22 protein-coding genes and 3 tRNA genes are annotated in these 24877 nt (G+C 53.3%); 9 read left to right on the top strand and 16 right to left on the bottom strand.

The features are described from left to right. Window positions 1–4: 4 nt before the first annotated feature. On the bottom strand, window positions 5–166 hold the full coding sequence (locus TH30_RS22150) for a hypothetical protein (protein ID WP_181850337.1): 162 nt from the start codon (window positions 164–166) through the stop codon (window positions 5–7). 202 nt (window positions 167–368) lie between these two features. Here TH30_RS22150 and TH30_RS15870 point away from each other — a divergent pair. The 3 genes from TH30_RS15870 (at window position 369) to TH30_RS15860 (ending at window position 651) form a co-directional block, all read left to right on the top strand. After that, window positions 369–443 (top strand) — tRNA-Thr (locus tag TH30_RS15870). Between the two features lie 29 nt (window positions 444–472). Next, window positions 473–547: transfer RNA gene (locus TH30_RS15865), tRNA-Thr, on the top strand. 29 nt (window positions 548–576) lie between these two features. Continuing rightward, a tRNA-Thr gene (locus TH30_RS15860) sits at window positions 577–651 on the top strand. Window positions 652–756: 105 nt separating this feature from the next. Here the strand turns inward: TH30_RS15860 and TH30_RS15855 are convergent. Further along, complete coding sequence (locus tag TH30_RS15855; protein WP_114099077.1) at window positions 757–2040, bottom strand: oligosaccharide flippase family protein; 1284 nt, start codon at window positions 2038–2040, stop codon at window positions 757–759. 6 nt (window positions 2041–2046) lie between these two features. Then, entirely contained in the window at window positions 2047–3078 is a 1032-nt protein-coding gene (locus tag TH30_RS15850) for an NAD-dependent epimerase (RefSeq protein WP_114099076.1), read from the bottom strand. Between the two features lie 209 nt (window positions 3079–3287). Between TH30_RS15850 and TH30_RS15845 the strand changes: the two genes are divergently transcribed. Beyond that, window positions 3288–4031 carry a putative metalloprotease CJM1_0395 family protein gene (locus TH30_RS15845; protein WP_114099075.1) on the top strand — a complete coding sequence of 248 codons (744 nt, stop codon included), beginning with the start codon at window positions 3288–3290 and terminating at the stop codon, window positions 4029–4031. Between the two features lie 288 nt (window positions 4032–4319). Beyond that, on the top strand, window positions 4320–4973 hold the full coding sequence (locus TH30_RS15840; protein ID WP_114099074.1) for a response regulator: 654 nt from the start codon (window positions 4320–4322) through the stop codon (window positions 4971–4973). 80 nt (window positions 4974–5053) lie between these two features. Here TH30_RS15840 and TH30_RS15835 read toward each other — a convergent pair whose 3' ends face one another. The 8 genes from TH30_RS15835 to TH30_RS15800 all read right to left on the bottom strand — a co-directional run bounded on the left by TH30_RS15835 (window position 5054) and on the right by TH30_RS15800 (window position 14184). Continuing rightward, window positions 5054–7012 (bottom strand): response regulator, encoded by a 1959-nt coding sequence (locus TH30_RS15835; RefSeq protein ID WP_114099201.1) that lies wholly within the window; start codon window positions 7010–7012, stop codon window positions 5054–5056. Window positions 7013–7100: 88 nt separating this feature from the next. Beyond that, window positions 7101–8099 carry an acrylyl-CoA reductase (NADPH) gene (acuI, locus tag TH30_RS15830; protein ID WP_114099073.1) on the bottom strand — a complete coding sequence of 333 codons (999 nt, stop codon included), beginning with the start codon at window positions 8097–8099 and terminating at the stop codon, window positions 7101–7103. A gap of 108 nt (window positions 8100–8207) precedes the next feature. Then, entirely contained in the window at window positions 8208–8579 is a 372-nt protein-coding gene (locus tag TH30_RS15825; protein ID WP_258548754.1) for a YkvA family protein, read from the bottom strand. Between the two features lie 34 nt (window positions 8580–8613). Continuing rightward, window positions 8614–10374, bottom strand: coding sequence for an asparagine synthase (glutamine-hydrolyzing) (gene asnB / locus TH30_RS15820; protein WP_114099071.1), 1761 nt, complete (start codon window positions 10372–10374; stop codon window positions 8614–8616). Beyond that, entirely contained in the window at window positions 10374–11399 is a 1026-nt protein-coding gene (locus tag TH30_RS15815) for a glycosyltransferase (RefSeq protein ID WP_114099070.1), read from the bottom strand. The genes asnB and TH30_RS15815 overlap by 1 nt, the downstream gene beginning before the upstream one ends. 24 nt (window positions 11400–11423) lie before the next feature. After that, the gene (locus TH30_RS15810) at window positions 11424–12188 is read right to left on the bottom strand and encodes a glycosyltransferase family 2 protein (RefSeq protein WP_258548753.1); all 765 of its coding nucleotides are present in this window, start codon (window positions 12186–12188) and stop codon (window positions 11424–11426) included. Then, entirely contained in the window at window positions 12181–13152 is a 972-nt protein-coding gene (locus TH30_RS15805) for a glycosyltransferase family 9 protein (RefSeq protein ID WP_114099069.1), read from the bottom strand. Before TH30_RS15805 ends, TH30_RS15810 begins: the two co-directional genes overlap by 8 nt. A gap of 3 nt (window positions 13153–13155) precedes the next feature. Then, the gene (locus TH30_RS15800; protein WP_258548752.1) at window positions 13156–14184 is read right to left on the bottom strand and encodes a glycosyltransferase; all 1029 of its coding nucleotides are present in this window, start codon (window positions 14182–14184) and stop codon (window positions 13156–13158) included. 159 nt (window positions 14185–14343) lie between these two features. Between TH30_RS15800 and ygfZ the strand changes: the two genes are divergently transcribed. Further along, window positions 14344–15258, top strand: a complete 915-nt coding sequence (gene ygfZ / locus TH30_RS15795; RefSeq protein ID WP_114099067.1) for a CAF17-like 4Fe-4S cluster assembly/insertion protein YgfZ — start codon at window positions 14344–14346, stop codon at window positions 15256–15258. A gap of 141 nt (window positions 15259–15399) precedes the next feature. After that, window positions 15400–16077 carry a hypothetical protein gene (locus TH30_RS15790; RefSeq protein ID WP_147252023.1) on the top strand — a complete coding sequence of 226 codons (678 nt, stop codon included), beginning with the start codon at window positions 15400–15402 and terminating at the stop codon, window positions 16075–16077. A gap of 46 nt (window positions 16078–16123) precedes the next feature. On the opposite strand, the gene ppdK is transcribed toward TH30_RS15790, so the two are convergent. The 3 genes from ppdK to TH30_RS15775 all read right to left on the bottom strand — a co-directional run bounded on the left by ppdK (window position 16124) and on the right by TH30_RS15775 (window position 21822). Beyond that, window positions 16124–18790: a pyruvate, phosphate dikinase gene (gene ppdK, locus TH30_RS15785; protein WP_114099065.1), complete on the bottom strand. Its 2667-nt coding sequence runs from the start codon at window positions 18788–18790 to the stop codon at window positions 16124–16126. A gap of 74 nt (window positions 18791–18864) precedes the next feature. Next, window positions 18865–20928 carry a glycine--tRNA ligase subunit beta gene (gene glyS / locus TH30_RS15780; RefSeq protein ID WP_114099064.1) on the bottom strand — a complete coding sequence of 688 codons (2064 nt, stop codon included), beginning with the start codon at window positions 20926–20928 and terminating at the stop codon, window positions 18865–18867. A gap of 3 nt (window positions 20929–20931) precedes the next feature. After that, on the bottom strand, window positions 20932–21822 hold the full coding sequence (locus TH30_RS15775; protein WP_114099063.1) for a glycine--tRNA ligase subunit alpha: 891 nt from the start codon (window positions 21820–21822) through the stop codon (window positions 20932–20934). Window positions 21823–22068: 246 nt separating this feature from the next. Between TH30_RS15775 and TH30_RS22145 the strand changes: the two genes are divergently transcribed. Beyond that, window positions 22069–22407, top strand: a complete 339-nt coding sequence (locus TH30_RS22145; protein WP_181850335.1) for a hypothetical protein — start codon at window positions 22069–22071, stop codon at window positions 22405–22407. Here the strand turns inward: TH30_RS22145 and TH30_RS15765 are convergent. After that, window positions 22387–23172: a tRNA1(Val) (adenine(37)-N6)-methyltransferase gene (locus TH30_RS15765; protein ID WP_114099061.1), complete on the bottom strand. Its 786-nt coding sequence runs from the start codon at window positions 23170–23172 to the stop codon at window positions 22387–22389. The two genes, TH30_RS22145 and TH30_RS15765, sit on opposite strands and share 21 nt — an antisense overlap. Window positions 23173–23197: 25 nt before the next feature. Further along, entirely contained in the window at window positions 23198–23458 is a 261-nt protein-coding gene (locus TH30_RS15760; protein ID WP_114099060.1) for a putative signal transducing protein, read from the bottom strand. Window positions 23459–23712: 254 nt separating this feature from the next. Here TH30_RS15760 and TH30_RS15755 point away from each other — a divergent pair, with 254 nt between their 5' ends. Next, the gene (locus TH30_RS15755; RefSeq protein ID WP_114099059.1) at window positions 23713–24750 is read left to right on the top strand and encodes a polyprenyl synthetase family protein; all 1038 of its coding nucleotides are present in this window, start codon (window positions 23713–23715) and stop codon (window positions 24748–24750) included. Window positions 24751–24877: the final 127 nt, after the last annotated feature.

The following is a 24877-nucleotide window of genomic DNA, read 5'->3' as shown; positions in this document are numbered from 1 at the left end:
CGACCTATTTGTCTGCATTCTTGTCCGAAACAGAGTCGTTCTGCGTTTCCTTGCGCGAGCGCTGCTGCTGCTTGCGCTTGGCCAGATTGGCGCGAAGGGCCTCGGCTTCACGTTTAAGACGCTCTTCATTTACCGCAGGGCGGATGTCAGATTTTTTTGCTGTCATGGTCCGATTTGGGTTTCTCGTTCAAATAGCCGGTTCATTCATTGGGCCTGTTATAAAACAGCAGGCGAAAAATTACAGCCGATCTTGACGAAAACAGGGCGAAAAGCACGGTTGTGCAATCATTCGGAAAACTTCGCATATTTCGGGCTTGACCAATTACTGATACGTGGCCTATAACCCGCCCGCACCGCATGGGGCATACGCTGCTGTAGCTCAGGGGTAGAGCACTCCCTTGGTAAGGGAGAGGCCGGGAGTTCAAATCTCCCCAGCAGCACCATCCCCCATCGATTTGCCTGATGATATCGGGCTGCTGTAGCTCAGGGGTAGAGCACTCCCTTGGTAAGGGAGAGGCCGGGAGTTCAAATCTCCCCAGCAGCACCATCCCCCATCGATTTGCCTGATGATATCGGGCTGCTGTAGCTCAGGGGTAGAGCACTCCCTTGGTAAGGGAGAGGCCGGGAGTTCAAATCTCCCCAGCAGCACCATTTCCCCGGACTTGTTATTTGCAAACTGTGTCTATGCGTTCAATCTGCATAAATGACATTTTGCGCATCTGCTCCGCAGATATGCTTTCCCGAAAAGTCGCAGAATTATCGCTGGATAAGAAACCGCAACGAAAAGATGGTCGGGTCCACCCCAAGAGTCTTGTGACACAATACGGCAAGGATCATCGGGTAACCCGCCACAGACAGAGCCGCGACGACAACACCCCCCATCATCCCAATTTGAGTCATGGCAATCACAAGCCCGACCACAGTCAAACCGGTCCAGACCGAGACTATCTTGGTCATCGCCCGGTGAATGCCCGTCATATTGAGCAAGGCAACGCTTGGGCCACACGCAGCCTGTATCGCGTAGGCAACAAGCATTACACGCAAATAGGGAACAGCGTCTCCATAGTCGCTACCGAACATGGACAATAACTCGGGGGCTGAAGCAAAGAATGCACCGCAAACCGGAATGGCTACCAGCATCGAGAAAACTGTTGCGCGAGACACCAGAGACTGCAACTCCCAAGTATCGTCTTTGGCCATCGCTGCCGACAGAAATGGTGCCACAACTGAGTTCACAGCAGTCAGTGCAAATGCAACCAGCATCGCCAACCGAATGACTGCACCAATCTCGCCAGCATCAAATGCCGAGAGCAAAACACCGGCAAGAACAACCGGCGACTGAATTAGCAAAACGATTGAAAGCTGTGAGAACAGGACGTTCAATCCAAGCTGCAACCAAAGGCGAATGTCGGCCATGAGTGGGTGAAAAGCACTTCCCCACCTGATATGATCACCTTTGATAACAAGATACAAAGCCGAAAGCATTGCGACGGCGAGCGCAACCGCATACGCGCTGACCACCGTCAGCAGAGTTAGCTCACCGTAAAACAAGAAATAGAGCGCAAGAAGGCACACCGCAAATACAAGCGGTCGAACGATTGCCTCCCCAACCACCGCAAGTGACACGTTGGCATCTGCACGAATGGCACCTTGCAGGACGGTCATTATCACCGCCAAGGGCAAGCAAATGCCCGCCGCGAAGCCGATTTCGAGGCTATAGCTTCGGAAATGAACGAGGACAACTGCAAGAACAACACCGCCAGCGATCGACAGAACTGCAGCAAACACCAAGACAAAGCGCTGCATCCCGCTGACAAGATGCAATTGTCCTTCCTCCCGATATTTCGGCAGAAACCGCACAATAGCGGTATCCATGCCAAATGTTACGACAGGAGCCGCCGAGATAATCAACCCGAGTATGACTGAAAAGAAGCCGAAAAGATCCTTGCCGCCATAACGTGAGATAAACACGCTGGCCAGAAACATCATGCCCGCCGAAAACGCGTTGGCGAACAGCACGAAGATCGCGGCAAGTTTCACATCAGTTTATCCGTAAAAGGACCGGTACCATTCAACAAAGTTACCAATCCCTGTTTCGATTGACGTTGCCGGCTTGAAGCCAACGGCGTCGGTCAGGGCATCGACATCGGCATAGGTTGCCGGAACGTCACCAGCCTGCATCGGCAACATGTTCTTTTCGGCTGTCTTGCCCAATGCCTTTTCGATCGTCCCGATCATATACATCAGTTCAACCGGGCTGTTATTGCCGATATTGAACACCCGATAAGGGGCCGAACTGGTGGCCGGATCCGGTTTGGCAGAGTTCCAGTCCGGATTTGGTTGTGCAACGGTGGAAATGCAACGGTAAACGCCTTCGACGATATCATCAATATAGGTGAAGTCCCGACGCATCTTTCCTTCGTTAAACACATCAATCGGACGCCCTTCGAGGATGGCCTTTGTAAACAGGAACAAAGCCATATCGGGACGACCCCAAGGACCGTAAACCGTGAAGAAGCGAAGACCGGTGGTCGGCAAACGATAAAGATGGCTATAGGTATGGGCCATCAGTTCATTGGCCTTTTTTGATGCCGCATACAGGCTGATCGGATGATCAACATTGTGATGAACGGAAAATGGCATCTCTGTATTCATACCGTAGACAGAGCTGCTCGACGCATACACCAGATGCTTCACGCCATTATGACGGCAACCTTCGAGGATATTGGTAAACCCGACCAGGTTGGAATCGATATAGGCATGCGGATTTTCAATTGAGTAACGCACACCGGCCTGAGCAGCCAGATTCACGACATAGGTCGGCTTTTCGGTGGCAAACAGGTCTGCAATACCTTCGCGATCTTCAAGGTCCATGCGCACAAACTTGAAACCGGACTTGCCTTCAAGACGGGCGAGACGCGCTTCCTTAAGGTTAACGTCATAATAGTCGTTGACGTTATCCAGTCCGACAACCGTTGATCCCTGCTCAAGCAATTTAAGACAAAGATGGGAACCAATGAAACCGGCAGCACCCGTGACGAGCACTTTTTCGTTAGCGGGAATAACAAAGTCGGACATATGTGTATGAATTCCTGATTGAACGGAGCACAGCGACCATCACGATATCGCCGGAATTTGGCTTTTCTGATAGCAGCAAGCCCCGGATAGCGCAAGGTATCCGCACCCCTTGTTTACAGGCAAATCCGAAACAAGACTCCGAACGCGTTTTCTGATACTGTGATCAAGATGAATTCTTGTTTCAAAATCGAGGAAACATATCTGGACCAATGATTGCAGCTGGTCAAACCATAGCAAATCCGAATAGCGGCGGATTGGGCATTATCCTGAATGTTCGGGAAATTGCGCAAACGGCCGACGGGCGTGTTTTGGCCGAATATGAAGCCGTCGAGGTCCAGCGCCAATTGGCAAAGGGCAGCGGACTTTCACCTTATGCCATTGCAGGTGAAGGTGCCGATGGTGCAAGAACACGTATTGTCGATCCAAGAACCCTGACCGAAGCACAGGCCGTTGCAGGAGGCGTAAGCCGGTCTGAATATCGCGACGCACTGAAAGCCAGCGACGATAATAGCAACAGCCCCAACGCGCCCTCTGATGGCACAGACCTGGACCCGGCAGAAGAAGCTGTGGTGTCACAACTTCAGGCCCGCGACTCAGCCGTCCGTCAGGAAGAGGAAGCTCACGCTGCGGCCGCAGGCCCCTATGGATCTGCACCACAATACACTTATCAGATCGGCCCGGATGGTAATGCATACGCCATTGGTGGCCATGTGGATGTCAGCGTCTCCTTATCAGGAAGCAAAGCTGACCGAGACCGCGCTTTGGCAACTTTACAGAATGCGGCGCTTGCACCAAATGCACCGTCTGGTGCCGATATGGCAGCCTTCCGTCAGGCCAGCCTGCTGCGCGCAACAGGCAGCCACGAAAGCAGAGCATTCTCGCCGGAAGAATCCATTAGTCAGAATAGCCGTTCCGGAGACGACATCGCGCGGAACGTTTCAATCACGGCCTGATTCCCGACCTTTTGAAACACCTTCTAACCTCCCATATACTATGCATTATGGGAGAACATATTGACTCTCGATCAGATTAACCTATCTGATCGAATAGTTGAGCCTTTCAGAAACTATCCTGCCGTTTGACACAACCCCGGTTTTGTTGAATGCTGCGCTCGCGTCCGGGGGGGACGCTTGAATTGACAATCTAACGATCGCGCGTAACCGTCTCTTGAGCACGGGGAGCGTTTCCGAAGCCAATCACCAGATGTCAGAGCTTTGGACAAGAACGGGTACTGCATAAAAATGAACATCCTGCTAGCAGACGACCACGATCTCGTCAGAGACGGGATAACTTCCTTTCTAAAACTCGCAGCGCCGGAAGTAGAAGTCGCGCAGGCGAAGGATTTCGCAGAGGCACTTGCCGTCGTTGACGGCGAAACGGACGTCGAACTGACAATCCTTGATTTGAACATGCCGGGGATGAATGGCCTTTCGGGCCTGACCGTCATGCGTCAAAAACATCCCGAAATACCGGTCGTCATTCTTTCGGGTTCCGTCAAAAGAAGCGACGTTCTTAATGCACTGGAACATGGTGCATCGGGTTATCTGCCCAAAACGCTCTCGGGAAAATCACTGATCAACGCTTTGCGCCTTATCCTTTCGGGTGAGAAATATATTCCGTCGGCATTGCTTGAGGATGACGGGTCACAGATCCGTCCAGGTGAAATTGACCTTGATGGTCTCGCACCGGACAATCCCCTGCGTCAATTGACCAACCGTGAACGCGAAGTTCTTGGTCTTCTGACAAAAGGTCTTTCCAATAAGGAAATTGCCAAACAGCTCACGGTTCGTGAAATCACGGTCAAAGTACATCTTACAGGTATCTTTAAGAAGCTTGGCGCAGCCAACCGTACCCAGGCCGTAAAAATTGCCATGCAGCTTGGCTGGGAAGCATAGGCAGCATCGTTGCAATTGCAAAGAATTGGAAAAGCCTGGCATAGCCGGGCTTTTCTTTTGTCTGCACAACAGAAAACTGGCTACATTTGCCCACAGACTTCTGACAACTCGTCAAGAATTCCCAGAAGTTCCTTAAGATTGAGCGGTTTTGACATCACCATCACCGGCGCATCAGCACCATCGTCATCAACCGGACGTTCGGCGTCACCGGGATGCCCCGTCATTACAATCACCGGCAATGCAGGATCACGGCTTCGCAGTTCTTTGACCAGCGAATTACCATCCATCTGAGGCATACGGATATCGGTAATCAGGATATCGGGTTGAACAACACCGGCTATCGCCAGGGCATCTTCACCGTTGCTTGCTGCCGAAACATTATAACCCTGTGCTTCGAGATACCCCGAAATAATCTCCATCGCATCAATCTCATCGTCAACGACGAGTATCCGCGTATTCTGGCGTGCCGCAGTATTTGAAGATGTATCATTAAATACCTGCTCGTCGGGGATATCAGCGAAAATATCCTCCGACACGTTCCCGAAACTCACAATCGGAAGAGTTACCTCAAAGCAGGCCCCGTCCCCCTCGTTGCGCACATCAATCTTGCCATTCATTGCTTCGACAATCCCGAAACTGACGGAAAGGCCAAGCCCCGTCCCCTTGCCTACATCCTTGGTTGTAAAGAATGGGTGGAACAACAGATCTATGGCAGCTTCGGGCACCCCCCCACCGTTATCATTCACAGCAAGTTTCAGAACCTTGTGGTTTTCATCAACCATCGCACTCAGTCGGATAAGTCCGCCAATGCTGCCATCATCACCATTCTCGTTGATCGCGTCGCGCGCATTGGTCAACATATTGACCAGAACCTGTTCCAATTGAACCTGACGCCCTTTGACCAGACATGCCTGCGCGGGCGGTACAACCTCGATCATGATGCCTGATAAACGACAATCATGCTCGATCATGTCAACGGAGCGTTCCACCGCCTTCATTGGATCGAATGGCACAAAATCATCATCATCGGGTCGGCTATAGATTTGCAAATGTTTGATGATCTCTGACATGCGTTCCGTCTGGCTGCTGATCAAGGACAACCTTTCGCGCTGAAACGCCGGTTTGACAGCCTCCAGATCATATTGCAATGCGCAGGTATCTGCGGCCATGCGGATCACATTTAATGGCTGATTCATCTCATGGGCAACAGAGGCCGCCATCTCACCAAGGGTAGCAAGTTTGGACGTCTGAACAAGCTGCCGTTCAATTCTGCGTTTTTCGGTGACGTCTTCAGCCAACATGAGCATTGCGGGCGCACCTTCATGTGTAAACGCAATGGCCGAAACTTCCAGTTCGACGTTATCGCCGTCCGGACGCTGACAAATGATTGTAAAATCAGCGCGTCCACCATACCCGTCCTGATAACGTGCAATATATTCACCCAGCGTTTCCTTGCTGGTCGGATGCACCATTTCCATGAAAGAACGGCCAACCAGTGCGGCACTATCCTCCGCCCCAAGAATGGAAAGCCCCTGCTGGTTGATATAAACGATTTCCTCCCCGCTCAGGATCGAAATCAGTTCAGGTGCAAGTTCAACCAGCTTCCGGTAACGTTCCTCACTTTCCTTAAGCGCACGCTCCGCGCGAGAACGTTCAATAGCATAGCGGATTGAACGGCGGATGGTGCGTCCATCAGGAAACTCCTTTGTCAGGTAGTCCTCCGCCCCATGTTGAAGGGCTTCAAATGCAAGCTCTTCATCCTTGTGCCCGGTCAGGACAACAACCGGTGCGGTATTGGCACAACTGCGTATCTGACTGATCGTGGCAACACCTGATGAGTCAGGCAAAGTCAGATCAAGCAGCACCACGTCAAAAAGCGCGTCGGGACCATCGCCATTCAGTACCGCCATCGCCGATCGAAGGTCGCTACGGTGTTCGATGTCAAATGGTTCTCCGGTTTCTTCCAGAAGCGTTCGCACCAGAAAGGCATCGCCGGGGTTGTCTTCAACAAGAAGAATTCGAAACCGCTGCTCAGGCATCGTCATATTTTTCCAACTGTCAGATTGGCAGTTCCCGAACGGATGCTAGTTCCCCGGGAACTGTTGATTCTGCAAAGATTTGATGACACTAGCAATCTTGTACATCAATCAAAAGCCGACCTTTGACTTGTCCCTTCAATATCCTTTCGCCCCAAGGAAGAATATCGGAAAGAGCGACCTTTGTCGTTGCAGCAGCAAGATGATCCTTTGGCAGTTCGCTGGCAAGACGTTGCCATGCCTTTATACGGGTTTCATAGGGGCACATCACTGAGTCAATGCCGATCAGTCGAACCCCGCGCAGCAGAAACGGAATAACTGTTGCCGGCAAATCCGGCCCGCCTGCCAACCCGCATGCTGAAACCACACCATGGTATTTCATCTCGGACAAAACATGGGCGAGTGTCGTGCTGCCGACACTGTCTATTGCACCAATCCACCGTTCCGTCAAAAGCGGTTTGCTTGTGTCCGTCAACTCGTTGCGATCAATGATGGTTGTCGCCCCAAGTTCGCGCAAATACGCGTGGGTTTCTTCACGCCCCGTAGATGCAGCAACCCGATAGCCAAGAGCAGACAATATGGAAACGGCAACAGACCCGACGCCGCCAGCCGCACCGGTCACCAGCACTTCACCATCTTGCTTGGGCGAAACGCCTTGTTCTTCAAGGGCCATAACAGCAAGCATCGATGTAAAGCCGGCAGTTCCGATTGCCATGGCCTCTGCGCCGTCAAGCCCGTTTGGAAGATGAACAAGCCAGTCGGCCTTGACGCGTGCAAATTGTCCATAGCCACCCCAATGCGCCTCACCAACCCGCCAGCCGGTCAGCACAACCTCATCGCCCGGTTTGTAGCGATCATCACTTGATGAAACCACCTCGCCCGAAAAATCAACACCGGGTACATGCGGATAGGTTCGGACCAGTCGTCCCAAACCGTTCAGGATCATTCCATCCTTGTAATTAAGGGTCGACCATTTCACCCGAACAAGGACTTCACCCTCGGGCAGGTTGTCAATTTCAAGGGTCTTAAAACTTCCAACAACAGATTTATCCTGCTGATCCAGAACCAGTGCACGGAACGTCTCGCCCATGGGGTGCCTCCATCAATGATCATTTTATTGATCAAAGTTAGTGGCCCGCCGCAGGCCAGTCAAATACACCATTGGTAAAGGGGGCTTTAGTCTGCAGTGTCAAAGGGATCAGTTCACTGACAAAGTTGCGTTTTCTGCACTGCCAAGAACCAGAATTAAAATCACCACGATGATCAGAAGACCAAGATAAAGATATACCCTTCGCGATGATGAAGCTGCGTCTGATTCAGCCGGAACAATATCGTCCTGCACTGCTGGTGGCAAACTACGATAAGACAACCAGCCCAGCAACGGGACAATCACAATATCATCAAGCCAGCCAAACCCGACCAGAATATCGGGCAAAAAATCAACCGGACTGATCAGATAAATCAGTCCGGCAAGCAGCAATAGCTTGGATTTCAGGCCGACATCCCCACGCATCAATGTGCGCAGCATATTGGGAACAATCATCCAGACTGAAGGTCCGACCCTAGGCATTCAATGCCCCTTTGACTGAAAAGTTGCCCTGCATTCAGGGGGCAAGTGTTTCAAAAACGTCCTTTTGCGGGGCATGCCCCAACACATTGGTCTGATGCCAAAGCGCATAGAACAGAAGATGCCAGCAAGCAGCAGCTTCTTTCTTGCCCGGTGTTGTGAACAGTTTCTCAACAGCGGCTGGATCAGCAATCTCAAGTACACCGGCCTGATGAGCCACTAACGGGCCAAGACGGTTACCCTTGTTTGCAATCCACTCGCCAACCGGCACAGTAAAGCCGCGTTTTTTCGCAAACGGGTGCGCCATTGGCAGACACCGCTCAAGCCAGCTCCGAAGCAGGAACTTGCCAACCCCTTTACGGACCTTGAGGCGATCGGGCAATTGATAGGCAAAATCGGCAACGGCAGGGTCCAGGAATGGTGTCCGCCCTTCAAGACCATGTGCCATCAACATCCGGTCAAGCTTGATCAGAAGATCATTTGGTAGCCAATCCGAACAATCCACAGCCTGTGCCACGGCGAGGCGCGAGCGTTTCCCACGATTTTCTCGGCTTTCCGATGCGGCAATTCCGTCGCGCCAACCGTCAAGAACACTGGGGCGAAGGACATCAATCTTGTCAAAGGTTCCCTTGGAACGCATCACACGCCCACCCAGCAACAATGGACGCATTACGGAACGATATCGACCATATCCACCAAACAGTTCATCTCCGCCCTCACCGCACAAAACGACTTTGAAGTCGCGCGCGGCTTCGCTGGCAAGCTTGTAGGTCGGAAGGATCGCATAATCGGCAACCGGGTCATCCATCCGTGCAGCAACTTCGGGCAACAACGTCCAGAAATCACTTTCAGAGAACATGACCTCAATATGATTGGCATTGCACGCCTTGGCGACCTCACGTGCAATGTCTCGCTCGTCATGGACGCTGGATGCTTCAAAGGCCGCCGTATAAGCCGTTACCGGTCGTTCATTCAGACGATGCATCATGCCAAGCAACGACGCACTATCAATACCACCGGACAGGAACATGGCATAGTCAACGTCTGATCGTTGATGCAATCGCACTGACTCTTCGAAAACGCGGTCCCAGTCGCTCAGTGCTGCGTCGAGATTTGTTCCAACGGCACCGCGGTCTCCCAGAACCTGACGACGACGACGATCAATAATCCGTCCATTGTTGAGGACAATGGTTTCACCCGGAAGCAAACGCTTGATCCCGTCAAAGATCATGTCACTGCCGGTTGTAAACTGAACCTGCAACAATTCGGCACGGGCGTCATCGCGGACTTCGCGAGCAACCAGTCCGGCGGCAATCAGTGCCTGCGCTTCGGATGCAAAGGCAAAGAATTCGGGGGTTTCGACATAGTAAAGCTGTTTGATCCCGAATGGATCACGACACAGCACAACCTGATTTTCAATCACATCATGAATCGCAAAGGCATACATGCCACGGAGCTGGTCAAAACCCCCGATATTATCCCGTGCGTAAACTCTTAGTGCCGTTTCGCTGTCAGAACGCGTCTTGAAGCTTGCTTCACAGAGGCTTTTTCTAAGTTCGATATAGTTATAGATCTCGCCATTGGCGATCAGCACACTGCCGTTCTCATGATATAGCGGCTGATCTCCGGTATCGAGATCAATGATCGCAAGACGCGTCTGTATGAAGCCGACCGGTCCTTTGACATAACGCCCGTCACCGTCCGGGCCCCGATGGCCCAGCGCATCACGCAGACGATCCAGAATTTCGGGATCAAGTGTTTGCTTGTCCTTGGCGATATAACCGGCAATTCCGCACATTAACGCGCAACCTCGTCAAAGAAAGTCTTGTATCGGGCAACCACTACATCTTCGGTGAAATCCGCCTCAAAGGCGGCGCGACCATTGGCTGACAATGTGTCGGAAAGTGTCTTGTCGTCAAGAACTGTACGAAGATCACGGGCCAGTGCCGACACATCTTCAAGCGGAGAAAGCAAACCGCTCTCCCCCTGTGTAATCAACTGAACGGGCCCCTGACTTGCCTGTGCGACCACCGGTTTTCCGTTTGCCCACGCTTCGATAACCATGTTGCCTAGAGGTTCGTGGCGCGACGACGCACAGAACACATCACATGTGGCAAACAGATTGGCCACATCGCGCCGCCACCCCAGCAAACGCACACGATCTGCAACGCCGCATTCGCCAGACAATTTCAACAGATCATCTTTTAGATCCCCTGCACCCGCGATCCATAGATATGCATCCGGCACATCGACCATCGCACGGATAAGGGTATCAAACCCTTTGTTTTGATGCAGACGTCCCAATCCAAGAACAAGCGGCGCATCTTTCGGGGTGTTGAACTCCGAACGATCAATGGCAATCCCCGGTGTTGCATCAACAAAGTTGGGCAAATAGTGGGTCCGATCAGACGGCCAGCCTTCGCGCACAAGATAGTCGCAAATATCTTTGGTATTGCCGATCAGATGATCACAATCCCGGAAATTCTTGAGTTTGTAATAGCCGCCAAGTCGCGCAACCTTGGTGAAGTCACCAGATGGTGTCATTCGGCTGGCACGGTTCATCCATGACAGAACGATGTGTGGCTTGTGTTTCCTGATCTGCTGACGCAGGCCCCATGGCGTGCGCAAATCGAACCTTCCACCGAACGGCAACTCATCAAATGATACGCCATTTTCTGCCAGAACCGGATTCCGCCCTTCATTGGGGCGGACGACACAGTGCTGGTCGACACCCGCGCGTTGAAAGCCGCAGGCCAGTCGCACAAAAAATTCCTCAGCACCGCCGAACGGACTGCCCGCCATGGTTTGCAGCAACATGGTCATGCACTGGTCTCCAACTGAACCTGCTTATTCTTCATCGTAGCGGGCTTTGAGATAGGAAATCATCGGGAACAACGCCGCCAGAAGTGCAATCAGGAATCCCATCCCGCCTTCCCTATATCCCTTGCGCGAGACAAAACAGCGCCAGAAGCGCGAAAAAATACGCCGGAAATTGTGCCGGAATGTGCCGATGTTTCCACTTGCCCGCAAATCCGCAGCCCGTGCACTGGTGTAACTGTCAAGACGACGGATCATGTCCGAGATATTGCGATCAACAAAATGGACCAGCGCACCGCTAAGCTTAGGCCCCTGACGTCCTGTCATGTTGATTGCAGGATGAACCCTCTGGTCACCCCAAACCTTGTACCCCTTGCGGAACAAGCGCCATACCGCCGAGGTTCCAAAGGAGGCACCCCATCCATAGCGTACCAGTCGCTTGCCAACGTAATTATCCACCGGGATCAGATAGCGATCATATGCTCCACTATTAACTGCCTCCCGAATTGAAAGGGCGAGTTCGTCATTCACATGTTCATCGGCATCAAGTTCGAAAATCCAGTCGCCAGTTGCCTCTTCAATTGCCTTGTTACGACGATGTCCCTCGATATCCCAGCTGCCAACAACGGTTTTGGCACCAAACTCCCTGGCTATATCTTCGGTTCGGTCGGTACATTTATCGCAAACGACAACGATCTCGTCGGCAAAGGTGACCTTCTCCAGGCACGCTGCCAGACGCTTTTCCTCGTTGTGGGCACACAGAACAACAGAAATACGGGGCATGGCATCAGTCATGATTTTTTCCTGAAAGGCGATATTCGGAAACCAGCTCTGCTGCCGCTTTGACAACTTTTTCGACCGGCAATGTTTCCATCAGGTTTTCCTGCGAGAAGCGGCTGGTGCGATTTTCGATGATCTTGTCGAAAGACCAGTCAGTTCTGATCGCACGGCCCCATTTGGCATATGGTCGATAATGTTCATCACGCGACGGACCAAACAGGCCAAGTGTCGGACACCCGGACGCTGCTGCCATATGCATCAAGCCGGAATCATTACCGATATACAAGTCCGCACGTTCCAGACAGGCCATAACAGTCAACAGGCTTTCCGTGCCAAAGATTTCAGATCGCCGGTCTTCGGGTACGGAGTTGATGACATCTTCAGCCATATCACGTTCGTTAGGCGCTCCCACAATCAGAACATGCGCGCCATCAAGCACGCCCCCCTTGGCCGTCAGGGTCGAAATGGCTTCGACAAACCGTTCCGGATGCCAGGTCTTGCCTACCCAGTTTGACGTCGGCCCTACAACCAGCAACGGTCTTTCCGTTTGTGGCAAAAGCGCATTTGCGCGTTCGCGGCTTGCCTCATCAATCCAGACCTTTGGAAAAGGGGGAGGCGACACATTGAGAAGCTCACCAAGCTGTTCCACGCGATGGAGGCTGTCGTCATTGCCTTTGAGCACCACCCGTTTGCTGCCCGGAAGAACATAGGCCGTGGCACTGCCGCGCAGGTCAACAATCACATCCCACCAGTTCAGAACAACCGATTTCCAAAGCTTCCACCAATGCCCTCCGCGCTTTTGCTTGGGCATCTCAATGATGCGATCAAGGTTCGGGACGGCCTGAAAAATCGGGGCGGCAACCGGCCCGCAAGCAACGGTTACCCGGACGCCCGGATATGTTTCGACATAATGGCGCAGGACCGACGTTGAAAGGACAGCGTCCCCCAAACGGTTCGATGTAATGAACAGAAGGCGCACGGTTTAAAGTTTCTCCAGCTCGCCTGCAACATGGATCCATTCCCGGCGATCATTGCGGGCCGCCTCGGACTGGCTGGCAAAGAACGAACGATCTGTCAGAAGCTGTGTGGTGATATTGCCATAAGCCGATTCATCGGGAACAATATAACCGGTCTTTCCATCTTCGATCCGGTTCCTGGCAATCCCGCCATAGGATACCACCGGCGTTGCAGCACCAAGTGCATCAACAATCCATTGGCCGACATGATCCGTGCCGTATTTCCCGTGATGAAGGAAAACACGCGCATTGGCGACAGTCTCGGCCATATCGGCTTCGGGCTTGGGATGAAGAACCCGAACCCCCTTGTCAATCGCGCCGCGGACAAGATCAATAATGTCTTCAGAAACATCATCATTCTCGCCAGCCATGGCGCTAAACAGATCATAGGCATAGACTTCAAGGATCGCCTTGGGTGCCTTTGGCGCGACATAGGCATCCCAGATACGAATGATCTGGGCGATACCGGTTTTGGTGTTCGCCACCGTTACCGCAAGCTCGTCACGCGATTCAAACGCCCAGTGCATGTTTGATGCCATGGTAAAGGCCGATGTCGCCCCAGGCTTGACCACAATCGGCTTTTTGGCGAGTTCTGCATCAAAAGCCTTGGCCTGTGCATCGTCGCAGAAGATGACCTGGACTTTCTTTTCCTGAAGAACCAGACGCACTTCATCCGCATTCAGTCGCCCAGGATCCCCATCGAACCATAGAACAATCGTTGCACCAGCCGGAACCGAGGGATGGCTGAGCAAGGCAGGCTCGCGCCAGACAATAACGGTATCGACCGCATCGCCACCAAATGGCGGCAATTCGGCATCAAGTTGTCGCCATGCTACACCGCTTGCATCCTTGTCGATCCCGCCATTGCGGCGCGCTTCGACCTTGTGACCACGGGCAACAAGGGCCTCGGCCAATGCGATGAAGGCGCGTTGGCAAGTCCCCAGCGGGCGGGCTTCACGATCCTTTGGATCAAAGCCGATTGACTGTTCAAGCATCAAGATTTTCATAAGTTTGGTTCTAGCTGCTCGGAGGCGTTTTATGAAGGGTTTTCTTGCATATGGATATGGCTTTATCCCTGAGACAGGCCTTGCGAAATTTGCGCGATTGCCCCACATTTCGCCCAAACAAATCCGACAGATCGGAGCCGATAAATTATGAGTGAGTCTTTCTACGCCATCCTGACGGATCGCGCCGTCATCCGCGTCAGCGGGCCAGATCGCGTAAGCTTTTTGCAAGGACTGGTATCAAACAACATCGAAAACATCTCGGCAACCAGATCGGGCTATGGTGCCCTACTGACACCGCAGGGCAAATTCCTGTTTGATTTCTTTGTCTATCAACAGGATGAGGACAGCCTGCTGATTGAATGTGAACGCGGTGAAAATGGCGAACGTGCGGCTGAACTGTTCAAAAAACTGCGCATGTATAAATTACGCGCCAAAGCCGAACTGACCGACGTTACCGACAGCTATGACGTCATTGCCGTATTTGGCAAGGATGCGCTGACCAACCTGTTTACCGACACAACAGCCGGTACCACTGGACGCATTGCCGATGGTATCAAGGTCGTAGACCCGCGCCTGACTGCACTGGGTGCACGCATCCTGCTTCCCAAGAACGAACTTGCTGAAATGGCGGCAATCGGCGCGACTGAAAGCACCATCGAAGCTTACCACAAGATGCGCGTATCCCTTGGCGTCCCCAATGGCAGCGATGATCTGGAAATCGAGAAATCGATCCTGCTTGAAAACGGTTTTGAGGAGCTTGGCGGCGTCGATTTCAAAAAGGGCTGCTATATGGGGCAGGAACTGACCGCGCGCACCAAATATCGCGGTCTTGTGCGCAAACGTCTATTGCCGATCACGATTGATGGCCCGAGCCCCGACGCAGGCACCATCATCATGAATGGCGACAAGGAAGCCGGAACCATTCGTTCCGTGCATGGCAATGTCGGGCTTGCGCTGATCCGCCTTGAACGGGTTGGCGATGATGCCCAACTGCATGCAGGCGATGCCAAAATCACGGTTTCCGTGCCTGACTGGGTCCAGTTGCCGGAAACCGCCGCATAACAATGCTTTGGCGAACCTGACTTTAGCCAGACAGAATATCTTTGCCACGGGTCCCGAATTTCGGGGCCCGTTTCACATTCGGGCCTGTTCGAAAGGGTAGATCCCCCTTATGTTAAGATCAGAATGAAACAGGTATTTACAATGAAACTGCGCCATGCCGCGCCCTACGTGATCACGATGTTCGCAGCATTCTGCGTCATCGTAGCATCCCCGCAGCCAATTTCTGCCAAGCAAAAACCACCCGGTATCAGCGACAAACCGGTTTCGGACATGTCGATCGCAGATACCAGTGCCGAACTGGCAACCATTACGCAGGTCTATAACCGTAAAGGTAACGAGATCAAGCAAATGGCACAGGGCGTATTGTTACGCTTCTATCCGCAGAAAATAGTACCCTGTGGCTCGATCGTGACCTCGGTAAGCGACTGTATTGAAAATGAATGGCCTGATCTGAGAGATTATCCGGGACATTTTCTGGGCGCTGGCGAAAAGCCAAGCCTTAGTCCAACGCTTGCGCAAGCGCGCATGACCGAAGAGAACTATTTCGATGCAGTTGAACGCGTCAATATGCTGCTTCGCGCGGTGCGCTATGAAAGCACGCTCAAGCCCGAAGAACGCTATCGCGATCACCTTGATGAAGTCATTGCGCATATGACCGATCTTCAAGAAGCCGAATTCCGCCGTGCCATCCTGTATGAAAAGATGTTCAAGATCGGTGGGATCGTCCTGTTATTACTCGGTCTGTCGGTCAGCGGGATGCTGGTGATGAAGCATATCGCGCAGCGCAATGATCCGAATTCTGAAATCGGAAAAAAATAACGGCGGCAAGTTTCCCTGCCGCCGTCGGAATTTACCTGTAACGATCTTACTTGCGCGCAAGGGCCGCCTGCGCAGCAGCCAGACGTGCGATGGGCACGCGGTAAGGGGAACAGGAAACATAATCCAGTCCCTGTGCCTCGCAGAAGGCAATGGATGCCGGATCGCCACCATGCTCCCCACAGATGCCAAGCTTGATGTCCTTGCGGGTTGCGCGACCGCGCTCGGCGGCCAGTGAAACAAGTTCACCAACTCCGTCCTGATCAAGGGATACAAACGGGTCACCTGCGAAGATGTCCTTGGCAATATAGGTATCAAGGAAACGCGACGCATCATCACGCGACAGACCAAAGGTGGTCTGGGTGAGGTCATTGGTCCCGAAGCTGAAGAATTCGGCTTCTTCGGCAATCTCGCCCGCACGCAGGGCCGCACGCGGCAATTCAATCATCGTGCCGACAAGGAAGTTCAGCTTGGCTGATTTCTCCGTCTCGACATCAGCAGCAACCTTGATGATCGCGGCTTTGAGGATCTCAAGTTCCTTCTTGCCGACAATCAGCGGAATCATGATTTCCGGGATCACCGGATCTCCGCCATCCCTTGAAACTTCGATCGCTGCTTCAAAGATCGCGCGCGCCTGCATTTCATAGATTTCAGGATAGCTGATACCAAGACGGCACCCGCGATGACCCAGCATCGGGTTGGCTTCGGCAAGATCAAGCAGACGGCGTTTTACCACCGCCTCGGACACACCGGCTGCATTTGCCACCTCGGCGATTTCGGCATCACCATGGGGCAGGAATTCATGAAGCGGCGGATCGAGCAGACGGATCGTCACGGGAAGACCCTTCATGATCCGGAACAGATCAATAAAGTCCTGACGCTGATAAGGCAGAAGCTTATCGAGCGCAGTACGACGCCCCTGCTCGGTTTCGGCCAAGATCATCTCGCGCATGGAAATGATACGTGCCGGGTCAAAGAACATGTGCTCGGTACGGCAAAGACCAATACCCTCGGCCCCGAAACCGCGTGCGGTTTCGGCGTCATCAGGTGTTTCAGCATTGGTGCGAACTTTCAGACGACGCACACCATCGGCCCATTCCATCAGCTGGGAAAAATCACCAGACAGATCGGGCTTAAGGGTGGCGACCTCGCCCAGCATGACTTCGCCGGTACTGCCATCAAGGGTGATGACATCCCCCTCTTTCAGGGTTACGCCGCCGGAAATCATCGTCTTGTTGGCATAGTCGATCTTGACTGCACCAGCACCACAAACGCAAGGCGTCCCCATACCACGTGCCACCACGGCGGCGTGACTGGTCATGCCTCCGCGAGATGTCAGAATACCTTCGGCAGCATGCATGCCAGCGATATCTTCGGGGCTGGTTTCAATACGCACCAGAATGACCTTGCGGCCCTTGTTTGAAACCCATTCTTCGGCGGACTCGGCCGAAAACACAATCTGACCTGATGCTGCGCCCGGCGATGCCGGAAGGCCCATGCCAACGACCTTGCGTTCGGCATCCGGATCAAGGGTCGGGTGAAGCAACTGATCAAGCTGTGCCGGATCGACACGACGCAACGCATCTTCCTGCGAAATCACACCGTCACGGCACATTTCAACCGCGATGCGAAGGGCAGCCTTGGCCGTACGTTTACCCGCACGGGTCTGAAGCATGTATAGTTTGCCCGATTCAACGGTGAATTCCATGTCCTGCATGTCGCGGTAATGGGATTCAAGCTTGTCACGGATATCGCAAAGCTCGCCAAAGACACCCGGAAGGGCTTCTTCCATCGACGTCAGATCAGAACCGGATTCTTCGCGTTCAATCTTGGTCAGCGGCGCCGGGGTACGGATGCCCGCAACCACATCTTCGCCCTGTGCATTGATCAGATATTCACCGTAGAAGCGGTTTTCACCGGTCGACGGGTTGCGCGAGAAACAAACACCGGTCGCGCAATCATCGCCCATATTGCCAAACACCATGGCCTGAACGTTGACTGCCGTTCCCCAGCTTGCCGGGATATTGTGCAAGCGACGATAGGTGTTGGCACGCGCATTCATCCAGCTGCCAAATACAGCCCCGATCGCGCCCCATAGCTGTTCGCGCGGGTCCTGCGGGAAGGGTGCATCAAGCTCGCTCTGGACTTTCTTTTTGAATTGCCCAACGACTTCGGCCCAGTCATCGGCACCCATTTCGGTATCAAGGGAATAGCCCTTGTCTTCCTTGTGCATCTCAAGGATTTCTTCGAAATGGTAATGGTCAACACCCAGAACAACATCGCCATACATCTGGATGAAACGGCGGTAGCTGTCATAGGCAAAACGACGATCACCGGAAACCTTTGCAAGTCCTTCGACCGTTTCATCATTCAGACCAAGGTTAAGGACCGTGTCCATCATGCCCGGCATCGAGGCACGGGCACCGGAGCGAACCGAAACAAGAAGCGGGTCCTTCGCGTCACCAAACTTGCGCCCGACCAGCTTTTCAACAGCGCCGAGCGCGTTTTCAACTTCGGAATCCAGACCAGCCGGGTAAGCACGGTCATTGTCATAAAACGCCGTGCAAACTTCGGTTGTAATGGTAAAGCCGGGCGGAACAGGAAGTCCGAGATTGCTCATCTCGGCAAGGTTCGCGCCCTTGCCACCCAGAAGTTCACGCATATCCGAACGGCCTTCGGCGCTACCGCCACCGAAACCGTACACCCATTTGGTCATCTTGCCTTTTCCTCATCTGGTCAAGGCCCCTTTGGGCCTCCCCGGATGGGGAAAGCCCCGCAACCTTGACCTATTTATGACTCGATCTTCGAGAAGTCGGCAATGTCATGCAACGCAGTGCGAATTTGTGCCAACAGCTTGAGACGGTTGGCACGTTCGTCTGCATTGTCACTATTTACCGTGACCTTTTCGAAGAATGCATCGACCGGTTCACGCAACCGCGCAAATTCGGTCATAGCCGCGGCATAATCCTCGTCACGCAGAAGTGGCAGGGCCTTATGCCGGACATCAATGAGCGCCTCATACAGCTTGCGTTCTTCTTCCTCGCGCAGAAGAGATGCGGAAACATCCGCGTCATAGGACATATCGTCCTTTTTCTCTTCGATGCGCAGAATATTGGACGCACGCTTGTAGCCGGCCATAAGGTTGACGCCGCTTTCACCAGAGACAAAATCGGAAAGCGCTTCAACACGGGCCAGCAGGCGGACAAGATCGTCCTCGCCATCCAGCGCGAACACAGCAGACACCAGATCATGGCGCACCCCCTGTTCACGCAGATGGACTTTCAGGCGGTCAGCAAAGAAGGCCAGAAGGTCTTCGACCGCCTCGTCACGACGAATGGCTGCCGGGTACTGGGAAACCGCGAATGCGAATGCGCGACGCAGCGGCATACGCAACCCGTTTTCCAGAACCAGACGGATGACGCCCAGTGCCGCACGACGCAGCGCGAACGGGTCTTTTGAACCGGTCGGTTTTTCGTCGATGGTAAAGAACCCGGCAAGGGTGTCGAGCTTCTCTGCCAGTGCAACAGCAACAGAAACCGGGGCAGTCGGACAGCTATCCGACGGACCGGCAGGTGCATAATGTTCAGCAATGGCATTGGCGACTTCCGGGGCTTCGCCATCATTCTCGGCGTAGTATTTACCCATCAGTCCCTGAAGTTCAGTGAATTCGAACACCATCTGCGACACTAGGTCGGCCTTGCCGATCTCGGCCGCACGGTCTGCCAGTTTGACATTGCAATTGGGAATGTCGGCAGACAGTTCACGCGCAAGGCCACGAAGACGCAGAACACGTTCTGCAAGCGACCCAAGCTTGGCGTGGAAGACGATGTTATCAAGTTTCGGCAGACGCGATTGCAGCGTCACTTTCCGATCCTGATCCCAGAAGAACTTGGCATCATGCAGACGCGCACGCAGAACACGCTCGTTACCAGCAATGATCTTGGCGTTGTTGTCAGCAGTTACCATGTTCGAAATGGTGATGAAGCGCGCGGCAAGCTTGCCGTCCTTGTCTTCAACAACGAAATATTTCTGATGTTCACGCATCGAGGTTTCAAGAACTTCGCGCGGGATATCCATGAACTGGTCATCAACCTTGCCCATAACCGGCACCGGCCACTCAACCAGACCACACACCTCTTCGAGAAGACCGTTATCTTCCAGAAGCGTGAACCCTTCTGCGGCGGCCAGTTTCCTGGCACCATCAAGAATGACCTGCTTGCGCTCTTCACGGTCAAGCATGACCTTGGCGGCGCGCAGTTTTTCCTTGTAGTCCGCGCCATTGGCAACGCTGAATTCAGCCGGTGCAAGGAAGCGATGACCACGAGTGCTGTCACCAGCCGTTACCGGGCCATAGGATACCGGGATCACCTTGCCGTCAAACAGGCACAGGATACGGTCAAGCTGACGGACCCAGCGTACCTTGTGATCGGCCCAGCGCATGGATTTCGGCCACGGCAGTTTGTTCATCGCATCTTCGATGATGTCCTTCAGGACGTCGGATGCGGGGCGACCTTTCTGCTCGACAATGGCGAAGAGGAAAACACCCTTGGGGGTTTCGCGCTTTTCACATTGATCAAGGGTCACACCATTTCCGGCAAGGAAGCCGCTAATGGCTTTTTCCGGAGCGTCAGCACGCGGACCGCGGCGTTCTTCGCGCAGGTCAGGCTGTTTTTCCGGAAGACCGTCAATGATCAGAGCCAAACGGCGCGGGGTTACCAGTGCTTCGACCTTGTCAAAGGCAAGATCAGCGGCCTTCAGGCCATCGGTCACCAGTTTCGACAGGTCTTCAGCGGCACGGGCCTGCATACGGGCAGGAATTTCTTCGGAAAACAGTTCAAGCAGCAACTCGGCCATAACTTATGCCTCCTCTTTCAGATGGCCGCGCGACCGCAGCCACGCTTCGCAGCAGGATTTCGACATGTCACGAACACGACCGATATAGGCCGCACGTTCGGTAACCGAAATTACGCCGCGCGCATCAAGAAGGTTAAAGAGATGGCTTGCTTTCATGGCCTGCTCATAGGCAGGAAGTGCCAGACCGCGTTCGATATTCACCGCACACTCGGCCTGTGCATCCTTGAAGTGAGCGAACAGCATATCGGTGTTCGCGACTTCAAAGTTATAGGTCGATTGTTCAACTTCGTTCTGAAGGAACACTTCGCCATAGGTCACGCCCTGACCATTGTAATCAAGGTCATAAACGTTTTCCACGCCCTGGATATACATCGCCAGACGTTCCAGACCATAGGTCAGCTCGACCGGGACCGGGTTACATTCATAACCGCCGACCTGCTGGAAGTAGGTGAACTGGGTGACTTCCATCCCGTCGAGCCAGACTTCCCAGCCAAGGCCCCATGCACCAAGGGTCGGGCTTTCCCAGTCATCTTCGACAAAGCGGATATCATGGGCCATCGGGTCAATACCCAGATGTTTCAGCGACCCAAGATACAGATCCTGCGAATTGGCCGGTGACGGCTTCATCAGAACCTGGAACTGGTAATAATGCTGCAAACGGTTCGGGTTCTCGCCGTAACGACCATCGGTCGGGCGACGGCAGGGCTGCACATAGGCCACATTCCAGATTTCCGGACCAAGCGCGCGCAAGGTTGTCGCGGTATGGAAGGTACCGGCACCGACTTCCAAGTCATATGGCTGCAGGATGACACAACCCTGATCAGCCCAATAGCTTTGCAGTCGAAGAATGATTTCCTGGAATGAAGGGGGACGTTGCGACCCGTCGAGCGCCATGGCGCGAACTCTCTATTACTGTTGTCTATAAATTTAGAGCGGCAAGCTACCGCCCTGCCCCCTCGCGGTCAAGAACGCAAAAGCCCTGAGACACGCTGAATTTGCAACCCTTGCATCCCCGCCCACCGTCTCATACCGCATCGCAGCAATATAGATCGGCGATCAGAGCGGGAATTCCAAGCAAAATCAGGGCAGTTTCACCCAAAGTCTTACACATCCCGATCAAACGGGTTTTTTCCGGATAACTTGGGAAAAAAGCAGAAATCAGGCATCGCAACGATGCGCGCTGCCTTCGGCATGGTAAACGCCGCAATCGGGGCACTTTTCCATTTCCTGGGCGACAGAACCCGATTGTTCTTTTTTATGGTGGCGGGTTTGCTTGGGCTGCTCATTTCTGGAAACCTGCTTGGCACGGTTAAACAGCTTGAAGCCTTGCCAGACGACAACGATGACCAAGGCCGTAAAAATGATTTTCGAAAAGCTCAGCATGTCCGATCCCAAAGCACCATGATTTCTGCGGCAAAGACCGCAGCCATGTCGCACTTATATGCAAATATGCACAAATTAGAAACCGGGCAATGGTAAGGGATTGCGCAAAAGTTCATCGGTTTGCGGCAAATAGGTGCCCGCAGCATCATGAAGAACAAGTCCGCGACGCAAGGTCAGCGGTGATGCAACACCTTTTCTGGCTTGAACAATCACACGCAGCGGTGCGTCCGCATCAGCCTTGCTCCAAATCGGATAAACTGTCATGTCCCCGGCCCGCCCGTGCAAAAGCCCGATAATCCGGTCAAGATGATCTGCACGGTGAACAAGGGTAATGCGCCCCTTTTGACGCACCATCTTCAAACAGAACCCGATCCAGTTTTTCAGATCCGCACTGCCTTCCTGATGGGCCGTGGCACGGCTTTCATTGGCCGGACGCGTACCCCCGGCGTAATAGGGCGGATTGGAAATGACCTGATCAAAGCTTTCAGCAACCAGTGGCAGACTTGCGTTATTGATATCACCGTGGATCGGAGTCACCCGATCAGCCAAACCGTTTTCCATCACGTTGCGACAAAACAGCGCATAGAGATCGTCTTGCAGTTCAACCCCGGTGACCTTTGCGTTTTCAAGACGCTTGGCAACACAAAGCCCGGCCGATCCGACAGCTGCACCAACATCGAGAATTTTCTCATCACGATGGGAATTGACCGACACAGCAGCTGCCAGCAACACCGCATCAACGGCAGCGCGGTAACCGTCAACAGGCTGTTTCAACGTCACCGACCCGCCCAACAGATAATCGTGGCTTATCCGGGCTTCGGGGAAGTCGGGAACTTCTATGGTTGCAACTGCACTTGCCATCCGGTCAATGGTCCTGAATGTCGGGTTATTCCTGTGCCATCGCGTCACGCGATGAATCATTGGCAGCGTTATGGGCATCCAGATCGCGTCTGGCAATATCGAGAATGTATTTCGCCCGGCTTTCTTCTTCGTTATCGACCATCAGGCGACGGGAAAGTGCGCCGATCGATCCTTCAAGGATGCTGGAGTGATAATCAAAAATATGACTGGTGATTCCTTCGTCCGCCAAGACCGACTGGGCCCAGCTCAGTTCGATCGGATCATTGCTGCGAAAGAGTTCGATCATATGCTTTTCCCCTGAAAGTTTGCAGCTCCGGCGCCCCTACACCTTTGGATCGGGCTCACAAGAACTGACGATATGTAATATAATGTAGGGGTTTGCAGACAGGGTTTTCAAAATTCTACCGACAAAACCGCAATTTATCGCAAGATTCATGCATGCCCTGATGACATTTGTCCACTTGACCATGATGCCTTGGCCTATCTATGTTGAGGCCGCCTGGTGTTATTTGCGATCTTCGCCGAATTCAGGCAGCGAAGATGCCATTGAAAAAGTCGGAATACAGCGTGACCAATACCGCACCGCAGCCTAAGACTCAGCCGAGCCTTGATTCACTGGTCAATCTTGTTGACGCCGATATGAAACGCGTCAATCAGGTGATCATCGACAATATGCACAGCGAAGTCGCCCTGATTCCGCAATTGGCTACACATCTTGTCGCAGCAGGCGGCAAACGCATGCGCCCGATGCTTACATTGGCTTCTGCCCGCCTTTGCGGCTATGGCGACGGTCCCGATGCGGTTGATCTGGCGGCTTGCGTTGAATTCATTCACACTGCAACCCTTCTGCATGATGACGTGGTCGATGAAAGCCAGCTGCGCCGTGGTCAGGCATCGGCAAATGCCCTGTTTGGAAACGAAGCAAGCGTTCTGGTCGGTGACTTCCTGTTTGCGCGCGCCTTTGTCGTCATGGTCAAAACCGGATCGCTACGCGTTCTGGATATTCTGGCTCAGGCATCCGCCGTCATTGCCGAGGGCGAAGTTCTTCAGCTGTCGACCGCCAATGACATGAGCACGTCCGAAGAAGCCTATCTTGAGGTCATTACCGCCAAGACGGCTGCCCTCTTTGGTGCCGCGTCCCAGATTGGTGCCGTGATTGCCAACCGTTCGGCCGAGGACGAGGAGGCCCTTCGTCTGTATGGCATCTATCTTGGTACTGCCTTCCAGCTGATCGACGATGTCCTTGATTATTCAGCCCATCAGGCAACGCTTGGCAAAACCGTTGGCGATGATTTCCGCGACGGCAAGGTAACACTGCCGGTGATCATTTCCTATGCCAAGGGTGACGACGAAGAAAAAGCATTCTGGCGTCGCTGCATGGAAGACCAGAATTTCGAGGAGGGTGATCTCGACCGCGCCCAGACCCTGATCCGCAAATATGATGCACTGGACGCATCAATGGATCGCGCCCGCGAATATGGTCAGATGGCGATTGAAACACTGTCACGCTTTGAAGATGGCGCCATCAAGGATGCCATGATCGAAGCTGTGGAATTCTGTATTTCCCGCCCTTATTAAGGGCCATACCCATATTGCATGCCGGGGTCGTTCGGGTTTGACGCAAAAATATCTTGCTTCATCTTCCAGAAACCAGTATCACCCGGCTTCGCAGAATGACGGAGCGTAGCTCAGCCTGGTAGAGCAC

This window comes from Thalassospira profundimaris (assembly GCF_003326795.1).
In the GTDB taxonomy this organism is placed as follows: Bacteria; Pseudomonadota; Alphaproteobacteria; order Rhodospirillales; family Thalassospiraceae; genus Thalassospira; species Thalassospira profundimaris_C.
This window is presented reverse-complemented; position numbering and strand designations above follow the sequence as displayed.